General features: G+C 56.7%; 25 protein-coding genes. 12 read left to right on the top strand and 13 right to left on the bottom strand.

Going from position 1 to position 26,295, the window contains the following annotated elements; translation table 11 throughout:
• The first annotated feature begins 117 nt into the window (after positions 1 to 117).
• The 9 genes from fieF (at position 118) to FND52_RS20375 (ending at position 9,943) form a co-directional block, all read left to right on the top strand.
• A complete protein-coding gene (fieF, locus tag FND52_RS20415) occupies positions 118 to 1,020 on the top strand; it encodes a CDF family cation-efflux transporter FieF (protein ID WP_144132980.1) in 903 nt (300 codons plus the stop codon).
• 180 nt (positions 1,021 to 1,200) lie between these two features.
• Positions 1,201 to 2,163 (top strand): 6-phosphofructokinase, encoded by a 963-nt coding sequence (pfkA, locus tag FND52_RS20410; RefSeq protein ID WP_125294965.1) that lies wholly within the window; start codon positions 1,201 to 1,203, stop codon positions 2,161 to 2,163.
• Positions 2,164 to 2,302: 139 nt separating this feature from the next.
• On the top strand, positions 2,303 to 3,292 hold the full coding sequence (locus FND52_RS20405) for a sulfate ABC transporter substrate-binding protein (RefSeq protein WP_144132978.1): 990 nt from the start codon (positions 2,303 to 2,305) through the stop codon (positions 3,290 to 3,292).
• Between the two features lie 60 nt (positions 3,293 to 3,352).
• Positions 3,353 to 4,117, top strand: coding sequence for a CDP-diacylglycerol diphosphatase (locus FND52_RS20400; RefSeq protein WP_396335751.1), 765 nt, complete (start codon positions 3,353 to 3,355; stop codon positions 4,115 to 4,117).
• Between the two features lie 290 nt (positions 4,118 to 4,407).
• Positions 4,408 to 5,742, top strand: a complete 1,335-nt coding sequence (locus FND52_RS20395; protein WP_125294960.1) for an MFS transporter — start codon at positions 4,408 to 4,410, stop codon at positions 5,740 to 5,742.
• Positions 5,743 to 5,752: 10 nt separating this feature from the next.
• Entirely contained in the window at positions 5,753 to 6,712 is a 960-nt protein-coding gene (locus FND52_RS20390) for an aminoimidazole riboside kinase (RefSeq protein ID WP_144132974.1), read from the top strand.
• An 11-nt stretch (positions 6,713 to 6,723) separates the two neighbouring features.
• Positions 6,724 to 7,764, top strand: coding sequence for an ADP-ribosylglycohydrolase family protein (locus tag FND52_RS20385; protein ID WP_144132972.1), 1,041 nt, complete (start codon positions 6,724 to 6,726; stop codon positions 7,762 to 7,764).
• Between the two features lie 67 nt (positions 7,765 to 7,831).
• Positions 7,832 to 8,554 carry a GntR family transcriptional regulator gene (locus tag FND52_RS20380; protein ID WP_144132970.1) on the top strand — a complete coding sequence of 241 codons (723 nt, stop codon included), beginning with the start codon at positions 7,832 to 7,834 and terminating at the stop codon, positions 8,552 to 8,554.
• A gap of 84 nt (positions 8,555 to 8,638) precedes the next feature.
• Complete coding sequence (locus FND52_RS20375; protein ID WP_125294952.1) at positions 8,639 to 9,943, top strand: SLC13 family permease; 1,305 nt, start codon at positions 8,639 to 8,641, stop codon at positions 9,941 to 9,943.
• 44 nt (positions 9,944 to 9,987) lie between these two features.
• Here FND52_RS20375 and tpiA read toward each other — a convergent pair whose 3' ends face one another.
• Together tpiA and FND52_RS20365 are read right to left on the bottom strand one after the other, a co-directional pair.
• On the bottom strand, positions 9,988 to 10,755 hold the full coding sequence (gene tpiA, locus FND52_RS20370) for a triose-phosphate isomerase (protein WP_002436761.1): 768 nt from the start codon (positions 10,753 to 10,755) through the stop codon (positions 9,988 to 9,990).
• Positions 10,756 to 10,862: 107 nt separating this feature from the next.
• The gene (locus tag FND52_RS20365) at positions 10,863 to 11,459 is read right to left on the bottom strand and encodes a DUF1454 family protein (protein WP_144133079.1); all 597 of its coding nucleotides are present in this window, start codon (positions 11,457 to 11,459) and stop codon (positions 10,863 to 10,865) included.
• Positions 11,460 to 11,572: 113 nt separating this feature from the next.
• On the opposite strand from FND52_RS20365, the gene FND52_RS20360 reads away from it, so the two are divergent.
• Complete coding sequence (locus FND52_RS20360; RefSeq protein WP_125294951.1) at positions 11,573 to 11,992, top strand: DUF805 domain-containing protein; 420 nt, start codon at positions 11,573 to 11,575, stop codon at positions 11,990 to 11,992.
• A 1-nt stretch (position 11,993) separates the two neighbouring features.
• Here FND52_RS20360 and fpr read toward each other — a convergent pair whose 3' ends face one another.
• The 4 genes from fpr to FND52_RS20340 all read right to left on the bottom strand — a co-directional run bounded on the left by fpr (position 11,994) and on the right by FND52_RS20340 (position 16,339).
• Positions 11,994 to 12,740, bottom strand: coding sequence for a ferredoxin--NADP(+) reductase (gene fpr / locus FND52_RS20355; protein WP_125294949.1), 747 nt, complete (start codon positions 12,738 to 12,740; stop codon positions 11,994 to 11,996).
• Between the two features lie 93 nt (positions 12,741 to 12,833).
• On the bottom strand, positions 12,834 to 13,844 hold the full coding sequence (gene glpX, locus FND52_RS20350; RefSeq protein WP_125294948.1) for a class II fructose-bisphosphatase: 1,011 nt from the start codon (positions 13,842 to 13,844) through the stop codon (positions 12,834 to 12,836).
• A gap of 115 nt (positions 13,845 to 13,959) precedes the next feature.
• Positions 13,960 to 15,465: a glycerol kinase GlpK gene (gene glpK / locus FND52_RS20345; protein ID WP_125294947.1), complete on the bottom strand. Its 1,506-nt coding sequence runs from the start codon at positions 15,463 to 15,465 to the stop codon at positions 13,960 to 13,962.
• Between the two features lie 22 nt (positions 15,466 to 15,487).
• Positions 15,488 to 16,339, bottom strand: a complete 852-nt coding sequence (locus tag FND52_RS20340) for an MIP/aquaporin family protein (RefSeq protein ID WP_125294946.1) — start codon at positions 16,337 to 16,339, stop codon at positions 15,488 to 15,490.
• 416 nt (positions 16,340 to 16,755) lie between these two features.
• On the opposite strand from FND52_RS20340, the gene zapB reads away from it, so the two are divergent.
• Positions 16,756 to 17,001, top strand: a complete 246-nt coding sequence (gene zapB, locus FND52_RS20335; RefSeq protein WP_125294945.1) for a septal ring assembly protein ZapB — start codon at positions 16,756 to 16,758, stop codon at positions 16,999 to 17,001.
• Positions 17,002 to 17,165: 164 nt separating this feature from the next.
• Positions 17,166 to 17,984 (top strand): lipoprotein NlpA, encoded by an 819-nt coding sequence (gene nlpA / locus FND52_RS20330; protein ID WP_144132968.1) that lies wholly within the window; start codon positions 17,166 to 17,168, stop codon positions 17,982 to 17,984.
• Between the two features lie 44 nt (positions 17,985 to 18,028).
• Here the strand turns inward: nlpA and rraA are convergent, their stop codons facing one another.
• The 7 genes from rraA to priA all read right to left on the bottom strand — a co-directional run bounded on the left by rraA (position 18,029) and on the right by priA (position 26,156).
• Complete coding sequence (gene rraA / locus FND52_RS20325; protein ID WP_125294943.1) at positions 18,029 to 18,514, bottom strand: ribonuclease E activity regulator RraA; 486 nt, start codon at positions 18,512 to 18,514, stop codon at positions 18,029 to 18,031.
• Between the two features lie 92 nt (positions 18,515 to 18,606).
• Entirely contained in the window at positions 18,607 to 19,536 is a 930-nt protein-coding gene (gene menA / locus FND52_RS20320; protein ID WP_125294942.1) for a 1,4-dihydroxy-2-naphthoate polyprenyltransferase, read from the bottom strand.
• Positions 19,537 to 19,707: 171 nt separating this feature from the next.
• Positions 19,708 to 21,042, bottom strand: a complete 1,335-nt coding sequence (hslU, locus tag FND52_RS20315) for an HslU--HslV peptidase ATPase subunit (RefSeq protein ID WP_144132966.1) — start codon at positions 21,040 to 21,042, stop codon at positions 19,708 to 19,710.
• 9 nt (positions 21,043 to 21,051) lie between these two features.
• A complete protein-coding gene (gene hslV / locus FND52_RS20310; RefSeq protein WP_002436777.1) occupies positions 21,052 to 21,582 on the bottom strand; it encodes an ATP-dependent protease subunit HslV in 531 nt (176 codons plus the stop codon).
• Between the two features lie 88 nt (positions 21,583 to 21,670).
• The gene (ftsN, locus tag FND52_RS20305) at positions 21,671 to 22,678 is read right to left on the bottom strand and encodes a cell division protein FtsN (protein WP_144132964.1); all 1,008 of its coding nucleotides are present in this window, start codon (positions 22,676 to 22,678) and stop codon (positions 21,671 to 21,673) included.
• A gap of 88 nt (positions 22,679 to 22,766) precedes the next feature.
• Positions 22,767 to 23,801 (bottom strand): DNA-binding transcriptional regulator CytR, encoded by a 1,035-nt coding sequence (gene cytR, locus FND52_RS20300; RefSeq protein WP_125294938.1) that lies wholly within the window; start codon positions 23,799 to 23,801, stop codon positions 22,767 to 22,769.
• Between the two features lie 159 nt (positions 23,802 to 23,960).
• Entirely contained in the window at positions 23,961 to 26,156 is a 2,196-nt protein-coding gene (gene priA / locus FND52_RS20295; RefSeq protein ID WP_125294937.1) for a primosomal protein N', read from the bottom strand.
• Between the last annotated feature and the right edge of the window lie 139 nt (positions 26,157 to 26,295).

The following is a 26,295-nucleotide window of genomic DNA, read 5'->3' as shown; positions in this document are numbered from 1 at the left end:
ATCCCTGTCTTCCCCTCCTTAAACGGAGGGGTTTTTTTTGCCCGGTATTCCGCTCCTGCCAGTCTGAGTTTAGCGCGTGATTCGTTATACTTTGCCAATCGATACGCGGGAGTCTTTATGAATCAATCTTATGGGCGTCTGGTCAGCCGCGCCGCCATTGCCGCCACGGTCATGGCGTCGCTGCTGCTGCTCGTTAAAATCTTTGCCTGGTGGAAGACCGGCTCGGTGAGTATTCTCGCCGCGCTGGTGGACTCGCTGGTGGATATTGCCGCTTCGCTGACCAACCTTCTGGTGGTGCGTTACTCCTTACAGCCTGCCGATGACGAACACGCGTTCGGCCATGGCAAAGCCGAGTCGCTGGCCGCACTGGCGCAAAGCATGTTTATCTCCGGATCGGCGCTGTTTCTGTTCCTGACCGGTTTCGAGCGGCTGGCGAATCCCGCGCCGATGGAATCGCCGCAGATTGGTATCGGCGTTACCGTTATCGCCCTGATCAGCACATTGGTACTGGTGACGTTTCAGCGTTGGGTGGTGCGTAAGACCAAAAGCCAGGCGGTGCGGGCAGATATGCTTCATTATCAATCTGATGTTATGATGAACGGCGCTATTCTGGTGGCGCTTGCGCTTTCCTGGTATGGCTGGCATCGTGCTGATGCCTTGTTTGCGCTGGGTATTGGCATCTATATATTATATAGCGCATTACGAATGGGCTATGAAGCCGTCCAGTCCTTACTGGACCGCGCGTTACCGGATGATGAGCATCAAATCATCATCGACATTGTTTCATCGTGGCCCGGCGTCAGAGGTGCCCACGATCTTCGCACGCGGCAGTCAGGGCCGACCCGCTTTATTCAAATTCATCTGGAAATGGACGACAACTTACCGCTGGTTCAGGCGCATATTGTGGCTGAGCAAGTGGAGCAAGCGATCCTGGGGCGTTTTCCGGGTTCGGACGTAATTATTCATCAGGATCCCTGCTCTGTTGTGCCGCAGGGGAAACAGGGAAACTTCCCGCTTTAACAAAGGCGTGAAAAGTGTACCAAACGGCTTTTTTTGTATACTTTACCGCCGTTCGGTCTGACCTGAATCAATTCAGCTGGAAGCTATTGATATACTATCTGCATCATTAGTCCATCGCCTGATGATGCAGGCGTTTCCGGCAACAGGATTCAATATTGTATTCTACGTTCAGAGGTAGTCATGATTAAGAAAATCGGGGTATTGACGAGTGGCGGTGATGCGCCAGGCATGAACGCCGCCATTCGCGGCGTAGTGCGCGCCGCGCTGACAGAAGGTCTGGAAGTTTTTGGTATTTATGACGGCTATCTCGGCCTGTATGAAGACCGTATGGTGCAGCTCGACCGCTACAGCGTGTCTGACATGATCAACCGTGGCGGCACATTCCTGGGTTCCGCTCGTTTTCCTGAGTTCCGCGAAGAGCATATCCGCGCGGTGGCTATCGAAAACATGAAAAAACGCGGTCTGGATGCGCTGGTCGTGATCGGCGGTGACGGCTCCTATATGGGCGCTAAACGTCTGACCGAAATGGGCTTCCCGTGCATCGGCCTGCCGGGCACCATTGATAACGACGTTGCCGGTACTGACTACACCATCGGTTACTTTACCGCGCTGAGCACCGTGGTTGAAGCCATCGACCGCCTGCGTGATACCTCTACCTCTCACCAACGTATCTCTATCGTCGAAGTGATGGGCCGCTACTGCGGCGACCTGACCCTGGCGGCGGCGATTGCGGGTGGTTGTGAATTCATCGTGCTGCCGGAAGTCGAGTTCAACCGCGACGATCTGGTGGCGGAAATTAAAGCCGGTATCGCGAAGGGTAAAAAACACGCTATCGTGGCGATCACCGAGCACATCTGCGATATCGATGAGCTGGCGCGCTACATTGAGGCAGAAACCGAGCGTGAAACCCGCGCTACGGTACTGGGCCACATTCAGCGTGGCGGTTCTCCGGTGCCTTATGACCGTATTCTGGCTTCCCGTATGGGCGCATACTCCATTGAACTGCTGCTGCAGGGCCACGGTGGCCGTTGCGTGGGCATTCAGAACGAGAAGATGGTGCATCACGACATCATCGACGCTATCGAAAATATGAAGCGTACCTTCAAAGGCGACTGGCTGGAGTGCGCCAAAAAGCTGTACTGATCAAAAAGCCGGGTTCGCCCGGCTTTTTACTGTCTGATGATATTCCTCAAAGTTATAGCCAATCTTTTTTTATTCTTTAATCATCTCACGCATTTCTGGCAGGCTATTTTCATACACACAATTTAGAAGAGAGCGTGCGATGAATAAGTTTGGCGTGGGATTAACGTTGCTTCTGGCATCAACCAGCGTACTGGCGAAGGATATTCAATTACTTAACGTGTCTTATGACCCGACACGTGAACTGTATGACCAATATAACAAAGCCTTCAGCGAGCACTGGAAAAAAGAGACCGGCGATAATGTGGTGATCCGTCAGTCTCACGGGGGCTCCGGCAAACAGGCGACTTCCGTGATTAACGGTATTGAAGCCGACGTGGTGACCCTGGCGCTGGCCTATGACGTAGACGCCATCGCTGAGCGTGGCCGCATTGATAAAAACTGGATCAAACGCCTGCCGGACAACTCCGCGCCGTACACTTCCACCATCGTTTTCCTGGTGCGCAAAGGCAATCCGAAACAAATTAAAGACTGGAACGATCTGGTGAAGCCGGGCGTTTCCGTGATCACGCCAAACCCGAAAAGCTCCGGTGGCGCGCGCTGGAACTATCTGGCGGCATGGGGCTACGCGCTCCATCAGAACAACGGCGATCAGGCTAAAGCCCAGGATTTCGTTAAGGCGCTGTTCAAAAACGTTGAAGTGCTGGACTCTGGCGCACGTGGTTCAACCAACACTTTTGTTGAACGCGGTATCGGCGATGTGCTGATTGCCTGGGAAAACGAAGCGCTGCTGGCGACCAATGAATTAGGCAAAGACAAATTCGAGATCGTTACCCCGAGCGAATCTATTCTGGCAGAGCCGACCGTGTCGGTGGTCGATAAAGTGGTTGAGAAGAAGGGCACTCAGGCCGTTGCCGAAGCCTATCTGAAATATCTCTACACGCCGGAAGGCCAGGAGATCGCCGCGAAAAACTTCTACCGCCCGCGTGATGAGCAGGTAGCGAAGAAATACGAAGGCGAGTTCCCGAAACTGAAACTGTTCACCATTGACGAGGTGTTTAGCGGCTGGACCAAAGCCCAGAAAGAGCACTTCGCCAACGGCGGCACCTTCGACCAAATTAGCAAACGCTAATTCTGACGGCCCTTCGGGGCCGTTTTTGTGCCAGACTTCATCTTCATAAGTGTAAAAGGCATGAAGATGAAAAAAGCGCTGACCGTTGTGGTCTGTCTCCTGCTGATAATCGCCGCGATAGCCGGTGGCCTGTGGCTTTACTTTAAAGGCCAGCCAGACGCCCTGCGCGATATCGTATTTCATCAGTGCGTGCCCAATCAGCAGCGGCATGACAATCCCGCCCCCTGTGCCGAAGTAAAGCTGGATGCCGGGTTGGTGATTTTCAAAGATCGCAACGGCCCGTTGCAGTATTTGCTGATGCCCACATGGCGCATTAACGGCATCGAAAGCCCGATGCTGCTGCATCCCAAAACCCCGAACTACTTCTGGCAAGCCTGGCAGGCGCGGCGCGTAATGAGCGAGCGGAACGGCGAGGCGGTGCCGAATAACGTGGTCTCACTGACCTTAAACTCGAAACTGGGTCGCACCCAGAACCACCTGCATATTCATATTTCCTGCCTGCGCCCGGACGTGCGTGAAAAGCTTAATCGCGAGGCCGCGCGGATCAGCAGCCAGTGGCTGCCGCTGCCCGGCGGTATCGACAACACGCCGTATCTGGTGCGTCGGGTCAGCGAGGCTGAACTGGCACGGCGCAGTCCTTTTATTATGCTGGCGCAGGAAGTGCCCGGCGCGCGTGCACACATGGGGCGCTTCGCGCTGGCAATGGCCCAGCAGCCAGACGGCTCTTTTGTGTTACTGGCGACCGAACGTAATCTGCTTAACCTCAATCTTGCCAATGCCGAACAGTTGCAGGACCACGACTGCGCGCTGCTCAATTCACACTAGTTTTTTACCTTCTGCCGTGTGCCGCGAGTAACCGTGGCACGCCCTATTTTTTGCCAGTGAGATCCCATACTCAGGCCGGAGAAATTCGCCTGAGTGATATTTATTGTGAAACCGATCAAAAGATATAAAGGTATACCTTTATATCTTTTAAACGATCCCTACACTGACAGTGTGCCGCAAATAAACGGCGCACTGCCCATCACCAGGCAACTCTAACCGTTTCACTTTCAGGTAGTTAAATAAAACCCACAGTCGCGCGTCTACGGGCCGGGCTCACCAGGGATACCGTCATGAAACTTTCTATCGTGGAAAAAATAGGTTTTGGCGCAGGGGATATGGCGATTAATGTCGTCATCATCGCCATGCAGCTCCTGCTCGCCTACTTCTATACCGACATCTACGGCCTGCGGGCGGCGGATGTCGGCGTGCTGTTTGTTGTCGTGCGCATGATCGACGCGATTATCGATCCGGCCATGGGCATTCTGACCGATAAATTTACCACCCGCTGGGGCCGCTACCGCCCGTGGATGATCTGGTTCGCCATTCCGTTCGGCTTTGCGGTCTATTTAATGTTTATCACGCCCGATGTGGCTTACACCGCCAAACTGGCGTGGGCCTACTTCACGTACATTCTGATGACGCTGGTCTATACCGCCATCACCATTCCCTACATCTCGCTGATCGGCGTGATCACCGACGATCCGGTAGAGCGCCTGAGCGCCAATGGCTATCGCTTCGTGATGACCAAAATCGCCGCCTTCCTGGTGACCATCGTCGTGCCGATGTTGGCGGTATGGTTGGGGCAAGGGAACAAGGCGCTGGGCTATCAGCTCTCGATGGGGCTGATGGGCATTATGGGCGCACTGCTGTTCGTGTTCTGTTTTTTCACTACCCGCGAGCGCAGCGAACCGGAAATCCCGTCCATGTCGCTGAAAACCCAGTTCACCTACCTGCTGCGTAACGACCAGTGGATTATCCTCGGCGTGGTTATTCTGCTGCTGATGTGCGGCTATGTGATCCGCGGTTCGGTTGCGGCCTACTATGCAAAATACTATCTCGGCGGCGGTGACAGCCTGATCTCTCCGTTCCTGACCGTAGGCGTGGTGGCTTCGATACTGGCGATGATCGTCACCACCTGGGTCACAAAGTTTTACGACAAAATCAAAATGTTCCGTTATACCCAGCTGATCACCTTCGCGCTGAGTATCGCCATGTATTTCGTGGTGGGGCATGAAAACCTGATCCTCGCTTTTGTCTTTTATTTCCTGATCAACTTCTTTTGCGACATGCAAATGCCGGTGTTCTGGTCGTCGATTGCCGAAGCGGTGGATTACGGCGAGAAAAAGAACGGCCTGCGGGTCTCTGGCCTGGCATTTGGCGGCATCCTGTTCTTCCAGAAATTTGGGATGGGCATCGCGGGCGGCATCCTCGGCTTCTTGCTGAGCTATTTCGGCTATCAGGCGGATGCCGTGCAGAGCGACCGGGCGCTGATGGGTATCGCATTGATGATGACCCTGATCCCGGCGGTGTTCCATCTGGTGATTGGCCTGCTGATGAAAAAGTACCTGATCAACAACGACTATTACCGGGAAATCCGCGCTGAGCTTACCCAGCGAGCGGTGTAAGGAGGGGCACATGCAACCCGCTAAAAAAGTCTGGATTATTGGCGATGCCTCGGTGGATTTAGTGCCGGACACCGACAACACCTATCTGAAATGCCCTGGTGGCGCGTCGGCGAACGTGACGGCCTGTATCGCGCGCCAGGGTGGAAACTGCGGATTTATTGGTCGCCTGGGCGACGATGATGCCGGGCGATTTCTTAAAAATGTGCTGCAAAAAGAGGGCGCAGACGTCACGCAACTGCGGCTTGATGCGCACCTTACCAGCGCGGTGCTGATCGTCAATTTAACGCCTGATGGCGAGCGCAGCTTCACCTATCTGGTGAAGCCCAGCGCCGATACCTTTGTCTCCGTTGCCGATTTACCGATTTTCCAGCCCGGCGAATGGTTCTACTTCAGCTCCATTGGGCTCACGGATTCTCCCGCCCGGGAAGCCTGCCTGGAAGGCGCGCAGCGTATGCGCGCCGCAGGCGGCCAGGTGATGTTTGACGTCAATCTGCGGGAGAGCATGTGGCGTGACGTCAGCGAAATCCCGGCGCTCATGGCGCAGTCCGTGGCGCTGGCCAGCATTTGCAAAGTCTCCGCCGATGAGCTGTGCCGTCTGGGCAATGTGGCTCACTGGCAGGACGCGCGCTACCTGCTGCGGGACATGGGCTGCGACACCACGGTGATTTCCCTTGGCGCGGCGGGCGCATCTCTGGTTTGCCCGCAGGGCGAACAGCATTTCCCGGCACCGCAGGTTCCCGTCATCGACACCACCGGCGCGGGCGACGCGTTTGTCGGCGGGCTGCTGTTCCATCTTTCCCAATATGAACGCTGGGGAATGGCAGAACTGTCCGGAGCCATCCGCCACGCCAACGCCTGCGGCGCGCTGGTAGTTACTGCCAAAGGGGCAATGACCGCGCTGCCGTACCCTCATCAGCTAACCGACTTTCTCGCCGCGCATCCGTGCGGCGCAGACCCTGTTCATTCGTAAAGGAGTTATTCATGCACGTCGATCACAACAAAATTTTGGGCTGTTTAATTGGTGCCGCCGCCGCTGATGCCATGGGCGCAGCGACAGAAGTCAGAACCCAACAGCAGATTAAAGACTATTTCGGCGGCTGGGTGACTACCTTCCAGAAACCGCCTGCGGATACCTTTGGCCGCTGCAACGACGCGGGAATGTGCACCGATGACTTTATCCAGGCGAAATACATTATGGACGCGCTGTTGAGCCACCAGCGCCAGGTCACCAACGAGGTGATGCGCGAAGCCTTTACCCGCTGGCTGGCCTATCCGTTCTACGCCAATTTCACCGGCCCGACGACCCGGGCGGCCATGAAGGCGCTGTTCAACGATAATCGCGCCTCGTTGCAGGGCGAGCTGGAAGGCGAAAAGCAGTCAGTGCAGATCGTCAACAAGGGCAACGCCGAGGCCACCAACGGCGCGGCGATGAAAATCTGGCCAGCGGCGGTGCTGCATCCAGGCGATCTGGAACAGGCGATCGATGCAGCGCTGAAGATCACCCGCTTCACCCATAACAACGTGCTGGCGATGTCCGGCGCTGCGGCGATGGCGGCGGCGACCAGCGAAGCGCTGCGCGAAACTACCAGTGCTGACAGCATTATTGCGGCGGGCATTTACGGGGCCGATCGCGGCTACACACTGGCCCAGCAGCAGGGGGCAATGATGGTCGCCGGTCCGTCGGTAGCGCGGCGTATCGAACTCGCGGTGGCTATTGGTAAACGGCACGCCAGCTGGGAAACCGCAATTGTGGAAATCAGCGATATCATCGGTACCGGTCTGCACGTCAGCGAAGCGGTGCCCGCCGCCTTTGGCCTGTTCGCGTGTTGTCCCGATTCTGCGGTTGATGCTATCATTTCCGCCGTTAATATCGGCAATGACACCGATACCGTTGCCACCATGGTTGGGGCACTTTCCGGCGCATTCCATGGCGCGAATGCCTTCCCTGACGACTATTTAACGACCATCAATCGAATGAATAATTTCGATTTGGCTGAGCTTGCCAGGCAGATTGCGGGGTAGCCACGCGTTTACCTTGCCGGGGACGGGTTAACCGTCCCCCTGCTGGCGGAAATTCGAGGTAAACAGGTTGCAGGTCGATAAGGCAAGTTTTACACCGCTCTACAAGCAGCTGTTCTACATCATCTGCCAGCATATTCAGGATGGAACCTGGGCTTTAGGCAGCCAGCTTCCGACCCAGAAAGAGATTGCCCGCACCTATAACGTCTCGCTAATCGTGGTGAAACAGGCCTGGAGCGAACTGATCAACGCCGGGGTGATCACTTCCCAGCGCGGTAGCGGTTCGGTCGTCAGCGCCGTACCGGAAGGCGTTAGCTACGGTCATACGTTTCGCGGTATTACCAGCGACTTACGCGATGCCAGCGTGGCAATCGAAAACCGCATTCTTGATATCGGCCCGCGTCGCGCCAGGGATGCGCTGGCGGATGGACTGAGCCTGCCGTCGCACCATCACTTTCTGTTTATTTCCCGTATTCGTTACCTGAACCAGCGCCCGTTCAACCACGAAAAAATCTATCTGGATCTGTCGTTCTTTCCGGGACTCAGCCTCACTGCGGACGATCTGGCTAATAAGTCGCTCTACAGTTTGTTGAATGTCAGCAGCGATTCTGCGACGGAAAAAGTCGATGCCATTCTTCCCACCCCCGATTTGTGTGAAAAGCTGCAAATCCCGGAAAATAAACCGCTGCTCTCCGTGGCGCGGCAAACCTTTCTGGCGGGCCAGGAACGGCCTTTTGAATACTGTCGCTATTACGTCCTGTCTGACTATTTCGGTGAGATTCATTATCATTAACCTGCCGGTTCTGGTGGGGGCGGTGCGATTTACTTAACGCCGACGTGACCGTAGACTTGCTGCAAAATACGACAGGAGACAGGTATGTCGCTCTGGCTTTCCCACCCGTTATTCCTTCCTTCACTGGTGATTGGCGTCACCATTGTGCTCTGGGCCACCTCGCTGCTGCCGGAGTTTATTACCGCATTGCTGTTTTTCACCGTGGCGATGGTGGCGAAAATCGCCCCGGCAGACACGCTATTTGGCGGCTTCGCCTCGTCGGCGTTCTGGCTGGTATTCAGCGGCTTTGTGCTGGGCGTGGCGATCCGCAAAACCGGCCTGGCAGACCGGGTCGCGCGGGCGCTGTCGGCGCGGCTTAATGATTCCTGGTGGCTGATGGTGGCAAGCGTAGTGCTGCTCAGCTATGCGCTGGCGTTTGTGATGCCGTCGAACATGGGCCGCATCGCGCTGTTGATGCCTGTTGTGGCGGCGATGGCGAAACGCTTTGGTATCGAAGACGGCACCCGCAGTTGGTACGGGCTGGCGCTGGCGGTCGGTTTCGGCACTTTCCAGCTTTCCGCCACGATTCTGCCCGCTAACGTGCCGAATCTGGTGATGAGCGGCGCGGCGGAAGGCTCATACGGCATTCATTTAAACTACCTGCCCTATCTGCTGCTGCATACGCCGGTGCTCGGCCTGCTGAAGGGCTTTTTACTGATCGTGCTGATTTGCTGGATGTTCCCCGGCAAGCCGACGCCACCGAAAACCCTCGCGCCAATGGGGCCGATGAGCGGCGCGGAAAAACGCCTGGCCTGGATGCTGCTGGTGGTGCTGACGCTGTGGGTCACCGAAAGCTGGCACGGCGTAGGGCCAGCCTGGACCGGGCTGGCGGCGGCGGTGATTACGCTGCTGCCGCGCGTGGGTTTTATCAATGGCGATGAGTTTGCCAGCGGAGTGAACTTCCGTACCTGTATCTACGTCGCCGGCATCCTCGGGCTGGCGATCACCGTGACGGAAACCGGCCTGGGGCGCGTGGTAGGCGAATCCTTGCTGAAGGTGATGCCGCTTGATCCGGAACGGCCCTTTACCAGCTTTGTGGCGCTGACCGGCATCACCTCGGCGCTGAATTTCATTATGACCGCCAACGGCGTCCCGGCGCTGTTTACCACCCTGGCGCAGAGTTTCTCGCAAGCCACGGGATTCCCGCTGCTGTCGGTGATTATGATTCAGGTGCTGGGCTATTCGACGCCGCTGCTGCCGTATCAGGCGTCGCCCATCGTGGTGGCGATGGCGTTGGGTAAAGTGCCTGCCAGGGCGGGGATCAAGCTGTGTCTGGCGTTGGCGGTGGTCACGTTCCTGATTTTACTGCCGCTGGATTACGCCTGGTTCCGGCTATTGCATCAGCTCTGAAACAAAAAACCCTGCCGCGGCAGGGTTTTTTTATGGCAGCTTACTTACGCTTTTTTCGCTTCAGCAGCGGCTTTGACGATCACCGCGAAAGCGTCTGCTTTCAGGGATGCGCCGCCAACCAGCGCGCCGTCGATGTCCGGCTGGGTGAACAGTTCTGCCGCGTTCGCCGCGTTAACGGAGCCGCCGTACTGAATGATCACCTGGTTAGCGATGTCAGCGTCAACTTTCGCGATATGGTCACGGATGAATTTGTGAACCGCCTGCGCCTGCGCCGGGGTCGCAGATTTGCCGGTACCGATAGCCCATACTGGCTCATAAGCGATAACCACGCCTTCGAACGCGCTCGCGCCCTGGGTTTTCAGCACCGCGTCGATCTGACGTGCGCACACTTCTTCAGTTTTGCCCGCTTCGTTCTCCGCTTCGGTTTCACCAATGCACAGAACCGGGATCAGACCCTGCTCTTTCAGCACAGCGAATTTTTTAGCGATGAATTCGTCGGATTCAGCGTGATAAGTACGACGCTCAGAGTGACCGATGATGATGTATTTCGCGCCGATGTCTTTCAGCATTTCGGCAGAAGTTTCGCCGGTGAATGCGCCAGACAGGTTAACGTCAACGTTTTGCGCGCCGAGGGCAATGTGGCTGCCGGATACGGCGTGTTTAGCCTGATCCAGATAGATTGCCGGCGGGGCAATCGCCACACCGCAGCCGTCCACGCCAGAAAGCTCTTTACGCAGGTTGGCGATCAGCTCGTTTACCATATGGCGGCTGCCGTTCAGTTTCCAGTTACCCATCACTAATGGATGTCGCATTTCAATTCTCCACGCGGTCAAGCGAATTAAGGAAGATTGCTGCCATTCCGGCAGCGCGGTCTGTCAAACAGTATAGAGATTCACGCCTGGAATGGCTTTGCTTTTTGTCATTTATTGTTTCCTTCCAGGCTTTCAGATAACGCCAGCTTAATCGGTTCAATGGCGAAAGTTAGCCCCTTTTCGCCGTTATCTGCTACCACATAGCGAATGGCCCCTTCAGTCTGCTGATAGTAACGTTTGTTTTTCGCGGCAGTCAGCAGCGTTGTTACCTTTTTTTGGCTTTGCGCTTTACTGAAAGGGGCAAAAACGCGCATCACCGCCGCCATGTACTCCAGCGCTTTGGCTTTGGCGGCTTTTTGTTCCGGCCCCTGAATTGGCAGCCAGGTGATTTGCATGGATTTTATCTTCAGCGTCCCGCGCTCCAGGGCGCTGGAGGCGTACAGATTCTCATTGATCTTGGTGGCGGCGCGGGTAATGGCGTCTTTATCCTGGCTTGAAGTAATGGCGCGGAACTCGCTGAGCGCCAGCGGGGCGCTATCCTGATTAAATTTCTCGCGGAACTGGGTAATCGTCAGGTCGAAAGAGGGCGCACCAGGCAGCAGATAAGGCGCTTTTCCCGGCTGATTCGCCTCGTCGTTTTCCGGCGCGGCAAGGCCTGCTGCAAGCGGCAGGCAAAGTAAAACAATGGCGAACAGTGACTTTATCAAACCTGGCTCCCGATAACTGGTTACAGCGATTAAAACGATAACGAGGCGGCTTGTCAAAATTGACCAGGTTCAGGGTAAACTACGCGGCATGATGATGATAAGGATAATTTATGACCCTACAGCAATGGCTGTTCTCATTTAAGGGGCGCATCGGGCGTCGCGATTTCTGGATCTGGATTGGTTTATGGATAGTTGCGATGGCGCTGCTGTTTATTCTGGTCGCCAACGGCATTCTGGACGCGCAAACCGGCGCGTTCGTGCTGGTGTGCCTGCTGTGGCCGACCTCTGCCGTGGTGGTGAAACGCCTGCACGATCGCGGGAAATCCGGCCTGTGGGCTCTGTTTATGATTCTGGCGTGGATGCTGCTGGCCGGGAATTGGGCGGTGCTGGGCGGCATGTGGCAGTGGGTAGTGGGGCGATTTGTTCCCACGCTGATTCTGGTGATGCTGCTGCTCGACCTGGGGGCGTTTATCGGCACCCCCGGCGAGAATAAATACGGTAAAGACACCCTGGACGTGAAGTACCGCTGAGTTACCAGTAGTGCTCTGCCGTCATATGGCCCGGGCGGCGACGCAGGTGTTTGGTCATCTGCCGGGTCTCTTTCAGCAATTGCTGGGTATCCCGCACCATCTGTGGATTACCGCACAGCATTACATGGCTGTTTTCGGGCCGCATCGTCAGGCCCACCGCGTTTTCCAGCTCGCCGCTGTCGATCAGCGCCGGAACGCGCCCGGTCAGCGAGCCTGGCACGGTCTCCCGGCTGACCACGGTCTGGATCCGCAGTTTCCCTTCATAACGCCGCTCAAGCTCCTGCATCAGCGGCAGATAGCTTAAATCGGCAGCGTAACGCGCGGCGTGTACCAGAACGATGTGGTTAAAGCGCTCCAGATCTTTGCCGTACTGGAGAATCGACAGATAAGGGCCGATGGCGGTGCCGGTGGCCAGCATCCACAGCGTGTCGCAGTCTGGCACTTCTTCCAGCACGAAAAACCCCGCCGCGTCGCTGACGATATTGATTTCATCGCCAGGCTGCATGACGTGCAGACGCGGGCTGAGTTTACCTTCTGGCACGTTGACCAGATAAAACTCCAGCGCCGGGTTATCGGGCGCATTCACGTAGGAATAGGCGCGCTGTACCCGTTCGCCGTCGATCTCCAGCCCCAGCTTGGCGAACTGCCCGGCCGTAAACGGGGCGACCGGTGCGTCGATGGTGAGACTAAACAGTGCGTCAGTCCAGTGTTGTACCTGTGTGACTTTGCCTTTTACCCATTCCGCCATGATTTACTCCACCGATGAATACCCGTTAATCTTGCTGAGATAAGCCGCAGATTTCCAGCCCTGACGGGCCGGAAAGCTCATTCAGACAAACGATTACAGTATATGCGCCTGTACGTTGGCGTCTTTGCGATCGAGATAATGAATGGATTTAATGCGGCGAATGGTGCGCGATTTACCGCGGATCAGCAGGGTTTCCGTGGTGGCGATATTCCCTTTACGGCTGATGCCGTCCAGCAGGTCGCCCTTGGTGATACCGGTCGCTGAAAAAATCACATTATCGCTACGCGCCATATCGTCGAGGCGCAGCACGCTATTGGCTTCAATGCCCATCGCTTTACAGCGCTCAAGCTCCTGTTCGCCGATGCGGCGATTTTCTTCGCTGTCGCCTTTCACCTGATGACGCGCCAGCAGACGGCCATGCATATCGCCATCCAGCGCGCGGATCACCGCTGCGGAAACCACGCCTTCCGGCGCGCCGCCGATGCCGTACAGCACGTCCACTTCGCTATCGGGCATGCAGGTTAAAATCGAGGCCGCCACGTCGCCGTCTGGAATAGCGAAAACGCGCACGCCAAGCTGCTGCATCTGCGCGATGGTGTCATCGTGACGCGGTTTCGCCAGAATGGTGACGGTCAGCTCGCTGAGCGGCTTATTCAGCGCCTGAGCGATGTTTTGCAGGTTAGTGGCGAGCGGCAGGTTGAGGTCGATAACGCCTTTTGCGCCCGGCCCGACAATCAGCTTTTCCATGTACATATCCGGGGCGTTAAGAAATGTGCCTTTATCGCCCACCGCCAGCACCGCCAGCGCGTTGGCCTGGCCCATCGCCGTCATGCGCGTGCCTTCAATCGGGTCGACCGCGATATCCACCGCGTCGCCCTGGCCGGTGCCCACGCGTTCGCCGATATACAGCATTGGCGCTTCGTCGATTTCCCCTTCGCCGATCACAATCTGCCCGTCGATATTGACCTGGTTGAGCATAATGCGCATGGCGTGGACCGCCGCGCCGTCAGCGGTGTTTTTATCTCCACGGCCTAACCATTTATAACCCGCCAGGGCGGCGGCTTCGGTTACGCGGGAAAATTCGATGGCAAGTTCTCGTCTCATAGCTCACTCATTGACAAATGAAATTGTTGCGGAGTGTAGCACAGGGGGGATAAGGCTGAAATTTGCGCGCGGAAGGGAAAGAAAAAGGGACGCCAGCGGCGTCCCTGAGGAGGGGTTAGTCGTGCTCTTCCCACGCCAGCGCGCGTTTAACGGCTTTTTTCCAGCCCGCGTAGCGGAAGTTACGCTCGGTGGTTTCGATACCCGGACGGAATTCGCGTTCAATGACCGCTTTTTCCTGCAACTCGTCCAGATTCTGCCAGAAGCCGACCGCCAGACCGGCGAGGTACGCCGCGCCCAGCGCGGTGACTTCACGCACTTCCGGGCGCTCAACGCGGGTGCCCAGAATGTCGGACTGGAACTGCATCAGGAAGTTGTTGGCGACCGCGCCGCCGTCCACGCGCAGGGCGTGCAGACGAATGCCGGAGTCTGCCTGCATTGCTTCCAGTACATCGCGGGTCTGGAAGGCGATAGATTCCAGGGTCGCGCGGATGATGTGGCAGGAGTTGACGCCGCGCGTCAGGCCGAAAATCGCGCCACGGGCATACGGGTCCCAGTACGGCGCGCCGAGCCCGGTGAACGCCGGAACCACGTAGACGCCGTTGGTGTCTTTCACTTTGTTAGCGAAGTATTCAGAGTCGAACGCGTCGTTGATCAGTTTCATCTCGTCGCGCAGCCACTGGATGGACGCCCCCGCCATAAACACCGCGCCTTCCAGCGCATAGTTTACTTCGCCGCTCGGACCGCAGGCGATAGTGGTCAGCAGGCCGTTTTCCGATGCCACGGCTTTTTCGCCGGTATTCATCAGCATAAAGCAGCCGGTGCCGTAGGTGTTTTTCGCCATGCCTTCTTTAACGCACAGCTGGCCGAACAGCGCCGCCTGCTGGTCGCCCGCGATACCGGCGATAGGAATACGGGTACCGCCTTTACCGCCGATGTTGGTCTGGCCGTAAACTTCAGAGGATTTACGCACTTCCGGCAGCATGGCGCGCGGGATATCCAGCACTTCCAGCATGCGGTCGTCCCAGTCCAGGTTGTGGATGTTGAACAGCATGGTACGGGAGGCGTTGGTGTAATCGGTGACGTGAACGCGTCCCTGGGTCATTTTCCAGATAAGCCAGGTATCTACGGTGCCGAACAGCAGTTCGCCACGGCGGGCGCGCTCGCGGGAGCCTTCAACGTGATCCAGAATCCACTTCACTTTGGTGCCGGAGAAGTACGGGTCCACCACCAGGCCGGTGTTTTTGCGGATGTACTCTTCCATGCCGTCGCGCTTGAGCTGCTCGCAAATGTCCGCTGTACGGCGGCACTGCCAGACGATGGCGTTATAAATCGGCTTGCCGGTTTCGCGCTCCCAGACAATGGCGGTTTCACGCTGGTTGGTGATACCAATGCCGGCGATTTCATCAGAGCTGATATCGGCTTTCGCCAGCACTTCGACTAATACCGAGCTTTGGGTAGCCCAGATTTCCATCGGGTCATGCTCAACCCAGCCGGCTTTCGGGTAGATCTGCTGAAATTCACGCTGTGACACGCTCACGATGTTCGCACTGTGGTCCATGACCACGGCGCGGGAGCTGGTGGTGCCCTGGTCGAGCGCAACGATATATTTTTTCTCAGTCATGTTTCTTGTCCCTTCAGTCTTATTACAGCGTAGCTTTTTGTTGCGCGCTGGAGGTTGCCGAATCTTTGTCATCTTCCACAGCGCAGACATCGCAAGGTAAGTGGCGGCCAATCAGTTTACGATAACCGAAGGCACCAAATGCTGCACCTGCCACCGGGCCAAGCAGCGGCACCAGGAAGTAAGGAATATCTTTCGCGCCGGTAAAGGCGACGTTGCCCCAGCCGGCGAGCCAGGCGAAGGCTTTCGGTCCGATATCACGCGCCGGGTTCATCGCGAAGCCGGTCAGCGGCCCCATGGATGCGCCGATCACGGCGATCAGCAGGCCGATCAACAACGGGCCGAGCGGGCCGCGCGGAATGCCGTTACCGTCATCCGTGAGCGCCAGGATCAGTCCCATCAGAATTGCCGTGATCACCATCTCGACGGCAAAGGCCTGGAAGAAGTTGATGTGCGGGTTAGGATAGGTTGAGAACACGCCAGCCAAATCAAGGCTTTCAACGCTGCCGCGCACCATATTGTGAGTCTGTTCGTAATCGTAGAAAAGATTGTAATAAAGCCCGTAAACCAACGCGGCGGCGCAAAAGGCACCTGCAAATTGAGACACAATGTAGGGGACGACTTTACGTTTATCAAAGCAAGCAAATAGCCACAGCGCAAGCGTGACGGCAGGGTTGAGGTGAGCGCCGGATACGCCCGCGGTCAGGTAAATAGCCATGGCTACCCCTAACCCCCAAATCACGCTGATTTCCCACTGGCCGAAGCTGGCACCCGCCACTTTCAACGCGGCGACGCAGCCCACACCAAAGAAAATCAACAACCCGGTACCGAGGAACTCGGCGATGCACTGGCCTTTTAAGGTTGATGTTTGACTCATAATCGGGTCCTGAAGGTAAAAGTGATGATTATTGTTATTCCGGGTGCGATATCACCCGTTATGTCCTGTAGACATGGTGTTAATTTATCGTTAACGAGCAAAAACGAGAAATATCGAAATTAAAATGTGTGTAGCGCGTCAATAAAACGCGCGTTTTCGCGCGAATTTTGCTGGGGGCGCGCACGAAATTCCACCTCGTCATCTGGCGTCATTTGTTAACATTTGCCGGGGAGAGGGTTGTAACGCATTCGGCATAAGCTGAAAAGTGTTGCATTTCGCAAACAGCATGGTGTGCTGCTGGACACTGGCGGCAACGCTCCATACAATCGGACTCATGTGGTGCGCACGTATTAATAAGGCGTCACCGGAGACGGTAGGGATAGCATTCTATCAACGCCTTGCAATTCTGGAGAGGTATGACGATGTCATTTGAAGTGTTTGAGAAACTGGAAGCAAAAGTACAGCAGGCTGTTGATACCATCACCCTGTTACAGATGGAAATCGAAGAGCTGAAAGAAAAGAACAACAGCCTGGCGCAGGAAGTTCAACACGCGCAGGGCAGCCGTGAAGAGCTGGAGCGTGAAAACCACCAGCTGAAAGAGCAACAGCACGTGTGGCAGGAACGTCTGCAGGCGCTGCTGGGCCGCATGGAAGAAGTGTAATTACCTCTCCCGCATAAAAGGCACCGTTTCGGTGCCTTTTTTGTTGTTTCATCCCGCTTATGCTTTTTTCTTCTTGCCCATTCCTTTTCGTTTTTTATCCCGCTTCGCTAATCTCGCTATAGTCGTTTTCTGGCGGAATTGATGCGTAAACAAGGATAACAAAAATGAAACTGGGGATGTCTCGTGGCCGGATGGCCGCTGCGGTACTGCTGACCGGCCTGCTGCTGGCAGGTTGCGACCAACAAAGCGATAGCGCCAAACACATTAAAGTCGGTGTGATTAACGGCGCGGAACAGGATGTGGCGGAAGTGGCCAAAAAGGTCGCGAAAGAAAAATACGATCTGGATGTAGAGCTGGTGGGCTTCAGCGGGTCGCTGCTACCGAACGATGCCACCAATCAGGGCGAACTGGATGCTAACGTGTTTCAGCATCGTCCCTTCCTCGAACAGGACAACAACGCGCACAACTACAAACTGGTGGCGGTGGGCAATACCTTTGTCTTCCCGATGGCCGGTTATTCCCGCCAGATTAAATCGGTTGATGAATTAAAAGAGGGCGCAACCGTTGCGATCCCTAACGACCCAACTAACCTGGGCCGCGCGCTGCTGCTGTTACAGAAAGAGAAGTTGATTACCCTCAAGCCGGATACCGGCCTGCTGCCGACGGCGCTGGATATTACCGATAACCCGCGCCATCTGAAAATCATGGAGCTGGAAGGCGCACAGCTGCCGCGCGTGCTGGACGACCCGAAAGTCGACGTGGCGATCATCAGCACCACCTACATTCAGCAGCTGAACCTGTCGCCGGTGCATGACAGCGTGTTTATCGAAGATAAAAACTCGCCGTACGTGAACATCATCGTGACGCGTGAAGATAATAAAGACGCGGAAAACGTGAAGAAGTTTATTCAGTCGTATCAGTCGCCGGAAGTGGCGCAAGCGGCGGAGAAAATCTTTAACGGCGGGGCGGTGCCTGGCTGGTAACAGAAACAATCAGGCCATCCGCTACGGGATGGCCTGAATGAGGATTATTCGATATCGAGCGGATCTTCGGAAAGGATCATACCGGTGTTATCGGCATACAAGTGGTCGCCGGAGAAGAAGGTCACACCGCCGAAATTGACGCGCACGTCGCTTTCACCAATGCCTTCGCCGGATGCGCCAACCGGAATGGCGGCCAGGGCTTGAATGCCGAGGTCCAGCTCTTCCAGATCGTCCACCTGACGCACCGCACCGTAGATGACCACGCCTTCCCATTCGTTTTGCACCGCCAGACGCGCCAGTTCGGCGTCAAGCAATGCGCGACGAACGGAACCGCCGCCGTCCACCAGTAAAATGCGTCCGCGGCCATTTTGCTCGAGTAGCTCGTACAGCAACCCGTTGTCCTCGAAACATTTCACGGTAATGATCTGTCCGCCAAAAGATGAGCGCCCACCGAAGTTGGAGAACAGCGGCTCCACCACATTGACTTCTTCATGATAAATGTCACAAAGCTCAGAAGTATCGTATTTCATAGGCTTAAGGTTTCGTTGCTGCGAGAATTTTCAGTATATCGCTTTCAGGCGATTGTTGGCAAAATCATCAATTGTTAATTGATATTTGTCAGTTAAAAATGGGCCTGACTCAAAATAACGCCTATTGCAAACAACAGGTTAGTGAGCAGTGCGCCCTTAACCGTACGTTCCAGCATCGGACGCATCGCCAGCGGATCGCGTTCCCGCACCACATATTGCGCCTGTCTGACCAGCATCGGTGCCGCCAGAATGAACAGCCAGCCCCATGGGCTTTGCAGTGAAAACAGGTTAAACAGCGCCAGGCACACCAGCGTGCCGATCAGCAAAAATGCGTGATAGCGGCGGGCGCGCTCCGGGCCAAGCCGTACCGCCAGGGTGTTTTTACCGTTGATTCGGTCGCTGTCGATATCGCGCAGGTTGTTGATGTTCAACACGGCGGTAGCCAGCAGGCCACAGGCGGTGGCGGGCAGGAAAATCGCCGGGATCAGCGTATGCGCCTGCAAATACCAGGTGCCCATCACGCTCAGCCAGCCGAAGAAAATCAGTACCGAAATATCCCCAAGGCCGAGATAGCCGTAAGGGCGAGTGCCTACCGTATAGGTGATGGCGGCGATGATCGACAGCAACCCCAGCAGCAAAAATCCTAAAAAGTCGCTGAAGGTGCGACAGGCGACCCACACCAGCGCCAGGCCGGACAGGCAGATCAGCGCCACGGTGATGATTAACGCACGTTTCATCTGAGCCTGGGTGATCACGCCCTTTTGCATCCCACGCAGCGGCCCGATGCGGTCCGGCTTATCGCTGCCTTTTACCGCATCGCCATAGTCATTGGCGAGGTTGGACAGGATTTGCAGCAGGCCCGCCGTGAGTAACGCAAGGAAAGCGACTACCGGATCGAAGACGCCCTGCCACCAGGCAAGCGCGCTACCCACCACAATGGAGGCGAACGCGAGGGGAAGAGTACGTGGGCGCAGGCTTTCCAGCCAGGCTTGCGTACGGCTCAGTGATTGTGAGTCAGTCATAGTAAGCGAACCAATAAAAAATGGGGGCGTATTGCCCCCATCGTAAAGGATGAAATTGCACTGAGCGCGATTATAACCACAACAACCACTAAGTTGCAGAGGTGTCGCCGAACTCTGTTAAGCGAGGCGTGCGACCTACCTCTTTTGGGTATACCGCCAACAAACAGGCAATTACAGAATGAAGCGGCTCAAATCTTCATCCGCAACCAGCTCATCCAGATGCTTACCAACGTATTCCGCATCAATGATGATGGTCTGGCCGTTGAGATCGCTGGCGTCGTAGGAGATCTCTTCCATCAGACGTTCCAGTACGGTATGCAGACGACGCGCGCCGATGTTTTCGGTGCTTTCGTTAACCTGCCACGCCGCCTGGGCGATGCGCTTGATGCCATCGTCAGTGAAGTTGATATTCACGCCTTCGGTCGCCATCAGCGCTTTGTACTGAACGGTGACAGACGCGTTCGGCTCGGTCAGGATGCGCTCAAAGTCTTCTGCGGTCAGCGCCTGAAGCTCCACGCGGATCGGCAGACGTCCCTGTAGTTCCGGGATCAGGTCAGACGGGCTGGCCACCTGGAACGCGCCGGAAGCGATAAACAGGATATGGTCGGTTTTCACCATGCCGTGCTTGGTGGAGACCGTACAGCCTTCCACCAGCGGCAGCAGGTCGCGCTGCACGCCTTCACGGGACACGTCCGGGCCGGACACGTTGCCGCCGCGCTTACAGATTTTATCGATCTCATCGATAAACACGATGCCGTGCTGTTCAACCGCATCAATCGCGTCTTGCTTCAGCTCTTCCGGGTTCACCAGCTTGGCGGCTTCTTCTTCCACCAGCAGCTTCATCGCGTCTTTGATTTTCAGCTTACGCGGCTTCTGCTTTTGTCCACCCAGGTTCTGGAACATGGACTGCAGCTGGTTAGTCATCTCTTCCATGCCCGGAGGTGCCATGATTTCTACGCCCATCGGCGCAGCGGCGAGATTGATTTCAATCTCTTTATCATCCAACTGGCCTTCGCGCAGCTTCTTGCGGAAGGACTGACGCGCCGCGGAAGGCTCCTGCGCCTGCTCCGCCTGGCCCCAGTTATTTTTAGCCGGTGGGATCAGCACGTCGAGAATACGTTCTTCCGCCATTTCTTCGGCGCGATAGCGGTTTTTTTCGATGGACTGCATGCGCACCATTTTAATGGCGGCATCGGTCAGATCGCGGATGATGGAATCCACTTCTTTACCGACATAACCCACTTCGGTGAATTTCGTGGCTTCGACTTTGATGAACGGCGCATGGGCCAGTTTTGCCAGACGACGGGCGATTTCGGTTTTACCCACGCCGGTCGGGCCGATCATCAGAATGTTTTTCGGTGTCACTTCGTGACGCAGCTCTTCATCAAGCTGCATACGGCGCCAGCGGTTACGCAGCGCGATAGCCACAGAACGCTTCGCTGCGTCCTGGCCGATAATATGTTTGTCGAGTTCGCTGACAATTTCGCGTGGGGTCATTTCAGACATGGGAAATCCTTACGCTTTAGAGGAGAGTTCTTCGATGGTCAGGAAGTGGTTGGTGTAGATGCAAATATCACCTGCAATCCCCAGCGACTTCTCAACAATTTCACGAGCGTTCAGTTCGGTGTTTTCCAGCAGCGCGCGCGCTGCGGCCTGGGCATACGGGCCACCGGAACCAATCGCGATCAGGTCGTTTTCCGGCTGGATTACATCGCCGTTACCGGTGATGATCAGGGATGCGGTTTCATCCGCCACCGCCAGCAGCGCTTCAAGACGGCGCAGCATCCGGTCGGTACGCCAGTCTTTGGCAAGCTCAACCGCCGCTTTCACCAGATGGCCCTGATGCATTTCCAGTTTGCGTTCGAAGAGTTCAAACAGCGTGAAGGCGTCCGCCGTACCGCCCGCGAAACCCGCAATGACTTTATCGTTGTAAAGACGACGCACTTTTTTGACGTTGCCTTTCATTACGGTGTTGCCCAGTGTGGCCTGTCCATCGCCACCAATCACCACCTGTCCGTTGCGGCGTACGCTTACTATTGTTGTCACTGACAGACCCCTTTTCGATAGCTGAATACAGGCCCCGCGCCAGGCGCGGGGCAGAATGCAATTATAGATGGGGGGTGTTTTGGGGGTTTCAACCCCCAGCGGCGAGACGAATGCAGTTAGTGTGACCGGCGAGCTTCAGGCGGGTAAGGGTGCCGTCGGCGTTTTCTTTGCCTTTCACCGGGCCGATCACCACGCGGTTCCAGCCGTTATTGGCGGTAATGCGTGAATCAAAGCCCTCAAACGCCAGCTGTGCACGCACGGTTTCCGCCTGCTCAGCACCTTTAAATGAACCGCACTGCACCATCCAGCGGCGTTCATCTTTTTTCTCGGCGGCTGGTTTTTCCGGCACGGTTTCGCGGGTGACCGGCGCGGCCTGGGCGGTGGCCTTCGGCTGCGCGGGCTCACGCTGCGCGGTGTGCGGCGGCGTTTGCAGCAGATCCTGATAAGGCTGCTGGCTGGTGGTTGTCCGGTTGGTCTGCTGCGCGGCAGGCTTCTGCGTTTGCGCGCTGCGTACCGGCTGCTCCTGGACCGTGGCGGCGCGCACCGGCTGGGTTTGCTGGTACGGCTGTTCGACGCGCGGCGGGGTACGCTGTTGCTGCGCAACGGTATCCTGCTGTTGGAGTTGTTTCTGGCGCTGCAGCGTTTGCTGGCGCTGGGCAGGCGTTTGCTCGTTCCACGGCACTTCGTTGAGCTGCGTGGGCTGCTGGCGCATATCCGCCTGCATTTGCGCCAGTAACTGACGCTGTTCGTTAGTCAGCTGATCCTGATTCATGATCTCCCCACCGGCGGAGGGCTCAGTTGGGGTACGCACGCCCGGCTGGCGATTTTCCAGCTCTTTAATATAGCGCCAGCGCTCTTCAGGCTTCGGCGGTAAGCCATTTCCCGTCACTTTGTGACCCGGGATGACCTCGGCTTCTTCAGACTTATGATGGGTAATAAAGTACAGGCCACCGATAAAGGTCACCAGAACAGCCGCTGCGATAGCGACCATGGCCGGGGAAACAGCAGGCAGGTTACGTTGCTTTTTGCGGGTAGTCGGTTTCTTCCGCCGCGCGGGGCTCGGCTGTCCGCGGCGTACATAATCTCGTTGTGCCACTATCGTTTCGCTGTATTTATTCGTTTATCAGCCCGTCATGTTACTTAAGGGACGGGCTTTTGACCAGTAAGGTGAGTCCTAATCGAAACTATTTTGCCGCCTTGCGGGCGCGGGTGGAGCCGCGTACCTTCAGCTCGCAATCCAGCAGACGTGAACCGCTGCTCACGACCTGGCCCTGAAGCTGATCGAGCAGCAGCAGCATAGCTTCGCGGCCAATTTCAAAGCGCGGCTGCGAAATGGTGGTTAACGGCGGGTCGCAGAACTCCGCGAGCGCGATGTTATCGAAGCCGACAATCGACAAATCCTCCGGCACCCGATAGCCACGTCGCTTGGCCTGAGAGAGCGCGCCCAGCGCCATCACGTCGCTGTGGCAGAAGATCGCCGTCGGCGGATTGGGCAGATTCAGCAGCTGATCCAGCGCCTGTGCGCCAGCGTTAAAGGTGAAATCACCCCGGGCGATATAGTGCGGGTCGACTTGCATCCCGCTGCGGCGCAACGCCTGGACGTAGCCCTGCAGCCGGTAATGGCACAGCGGCATCTCTTCTGGCCCGGCGATACAGGCGATCTGGTCGTGCCCCAGTTCGTGAAGGTAGTTCACGGCGTTGAAGGCGGCGGTCAGGTTATCGATATGCACCGTCGGCAGTTCCAGCTCCGGCGCAAATTCGTTAGCCATCACCATCGGCGGCAGATTGCGCTGCTCTTCTTTGCTGGCATCGAAAGGCAGGCGCGAGCCGAGCAGCAACATGCCGTCGATCTGCTTGGTGATAATCAGGTCAATAAAGGTTTTTTCCTGCTGATTCTGGTGCGCACAATCGCCAATCAGCACCAGATACCCCTGGTCGGCAGCGGTGATTTCAATACCGCGAATAATTTCACTGAAAAAGGGATCGCAGATATCCGGGACAATCACCAGAATGGTGCGCGACTCGTTACGTTTTAAATTGCGGTTCAAAGAGCCAGGCAAATAACCCACGTCAATGGCGGCTTGCTCTACCTTGTTACGGGTAGCCTGAGAGACTTTTTCAGGATTCATTAATGCTCGGGATACCGTGGCGGTTGAGACATTTGCCCGCTCGGCAACATCTTTCATGGTTGCGGCTACAACCTGTTTCTTCGGGTTCAACTTCTTCTCCTCGCAAACTATCGCGGGCGCAGACCACATCCTGTGGTCTGGCTTGACCGATCATTCTTATCAGATATTTACAGCCTGCGGTTACAAATATTGCATAGGAAATGTGATCAATATTTTATTTTTCGATCTCTGCCGCATTGTGCTGAAGATTTAGCTTTCGATGGGATCGACATCCAGTGTCCATTTGACTTTGCGCGCCTCGGGCAGCGTGTTTACCAGCGCCAGGCTCTGGCTGAGAATATGTTGCAGCTTCAGGCGGGACGGGTGCTGCAACAGGATCTGCCAGCGAAAGCGCCCGCTACGCTTCGGCTGCAACGCTGGCACCGGGCCGAGGATCCACAGCTTGTCATCCGCCAGCGGGCTGGCCTGCAACAGGTTACGCAGCTGTTGTAAAAACAGCGGAGCTTGCTGGTTGTTGTGGTCTTCCGCGCGGATCATCACATGGCTGCTGTAAGGCGGAAGCCAGACCTGGCTGCGGGTGCGCAGTGCCTCTTCGGCGAAAGCGTCATAGCCCTGGCTGAGCAGCGTTTGCAGCAGCGGATGTTCCGGGTGATGGGTTTGCAGGATCACTTCGCCCTGTTTACCCGCACGTCCGGCGCGTCCGGCGACCTGGGTATACAGCTGGGCGAAACGCTCCGGCGAACGGAAATCCGCTGAGAACAGCGCGCCATCTACGTCGAGCAGCGCGACCAGCGTCACATCGGGGAAGTGATGGCCTTTGGCCAGCATTTGGGTGCCGATCAGGATGCGCGCGCCGCCGCGATGCACGTCCGCCAGATGCTGCTCCAGCGCCCCTTTGCGGCTGGTGGTGTCACGGTCGATACGCGACAGCGGCACGCCCGGGAACAGCGGGCTTAACGCCTGCTCCAGCTGTTCGGTGCCCAGGCCGACGGGCACGGTGTGGGTAGAGCCGCACTGTGGGCACTGGCGCGGCACCGGGCGCTGGCTGTCACAGTGGTGGCAGCGCAGCTGGTGTTGCGCCTGATGCAGCGTGTAGTAGTGGTCGCAACGCGGACATTCGGCAATCCAGCCGCAGTCGTGGCAGAGTAGCGCCGGGGCGAAACCGCGTCGGTTAAGAAATAAGATGACCTGGTTATCGGCCTGAAGATGCTGGCGCATCCGGGCGATCAGCGCCGGGGCGAGGCCCGCCTGCACCGGCTGGCCCTTCAAATCCACCAGATGCTGCATCGCCGGACGCGCATTGCCCGCGCGGCGGGTAAGTTTCAGTTCGCGGTACTTCTTCACCCGAACGTTGTGTAACGTTTCCAGCGCGGGCGTCGCCGAGCCGAGGATAATCGGGATCTGCTCGCGGTGGGCGCGATACACCGCCAGGTCGCGGGCATGGTAGCGCCAGCCTTCCTGCTGTTTATAGGAGCTGTCGTGTTCTTCATCGATAACAATCACGCCCAGCTGTTTAAACGGCGTAAACAGCGCCGAGCGGGTGCCGATGACAATCGCCGCTTCGCCGCTTTTCGCCTTCAGCCAGGCCGCCAGTCGTTCGCTGTCGTTCAGGGCCGAGTGCAGCACTTCCACCGGTGCATTAAACCGCTCCCTGAAACGCGCAATGGTCTGGGGCGTCAGGCCGATTTCCGGCACCAGCACCAGCGCCTGTTTGCCCTGCGCCAGCACGTTTTCCAGCACGCTGAGATAAACCTCGGTTTTCCCCGAGCCTGTCACGCCTGCCAGCAGCCAGGCGGAAAACTGATCGGACGCGCTGTGGATTGCCCCCACGGCGGTGGCCTGCTCGGTGTTGAGCCGCAGCCGCTCGCCGGACACGCTAAAGCCAGGCCGCCAGTCGGTTTGCTCAGGCAGTTGCGCCCGTAAATCGCACAATCCTTTGGTGCGTAACGTCTGAAACGGCGCGTCACTCAGCTCCATCTCGCTAAGCTGGTGGCGCAGAATCGGCTGCTGGCGCAGCAGCGCCAGCGCCTGTTGCTGTTTCGGGGCGCGTTTCAGGCTATTGATGTCGATGGTCTGGCCATCTTCTGTGGCGTACCAGGTCCAGAGCGGCGTCCCGCTGGCGGGCTTGCCCTGGCGCAGCAGCACCGGTAGCGCATGAAACAGCACATCGCCAATCGGATGGTGGTAATACTCCGCCGCCCAGAGCAGCAGTTGCCATAATGAAGGGGAAAACAACGGCTGGTCATCGAGCAACTCCAGCACCGATTTCAGTTCTTCGCGCGGCAGCTCGCTGTGTTCGCTAACGGAAACCACAATCCCGACGCGCTGCTGCTTGCCGAACGGCACCCGCACGCGACAGCCTGCCGCCACCTGCATTCCGGAGGGAAGCAGATAATCAAAAGTGCGGGGCAGCGGCACCGCCAGGGCTATATGGGCAACAGACATCCGGGCTCCCGGCTGAGAAAATGACGGCATAGTGTACACTGTGAGAAGGACAATTTGCGGATCAGTTTGCATACAGTGATTAATTTCTGTATGATTCGCCGCCTTTGATGCACAAAGCGTGCAGTCAAATCGACGTATT

It is taken from the genome of Atlantibacter subterraneus (genome assembly GCF_007570865.1).
Classification (GTDB): domain Bacteria; phylum Pseudomonadota; class Gammaproteobacteria; order Enterobacterales; family Enterobacteriaceae; genus Atlantibacter; species Atlantibacter subterraneus.
Note: the sequence above shows the minus strand (reverse complement) of the source record. Positions and strands in the feature narration are given on the sequence as shown.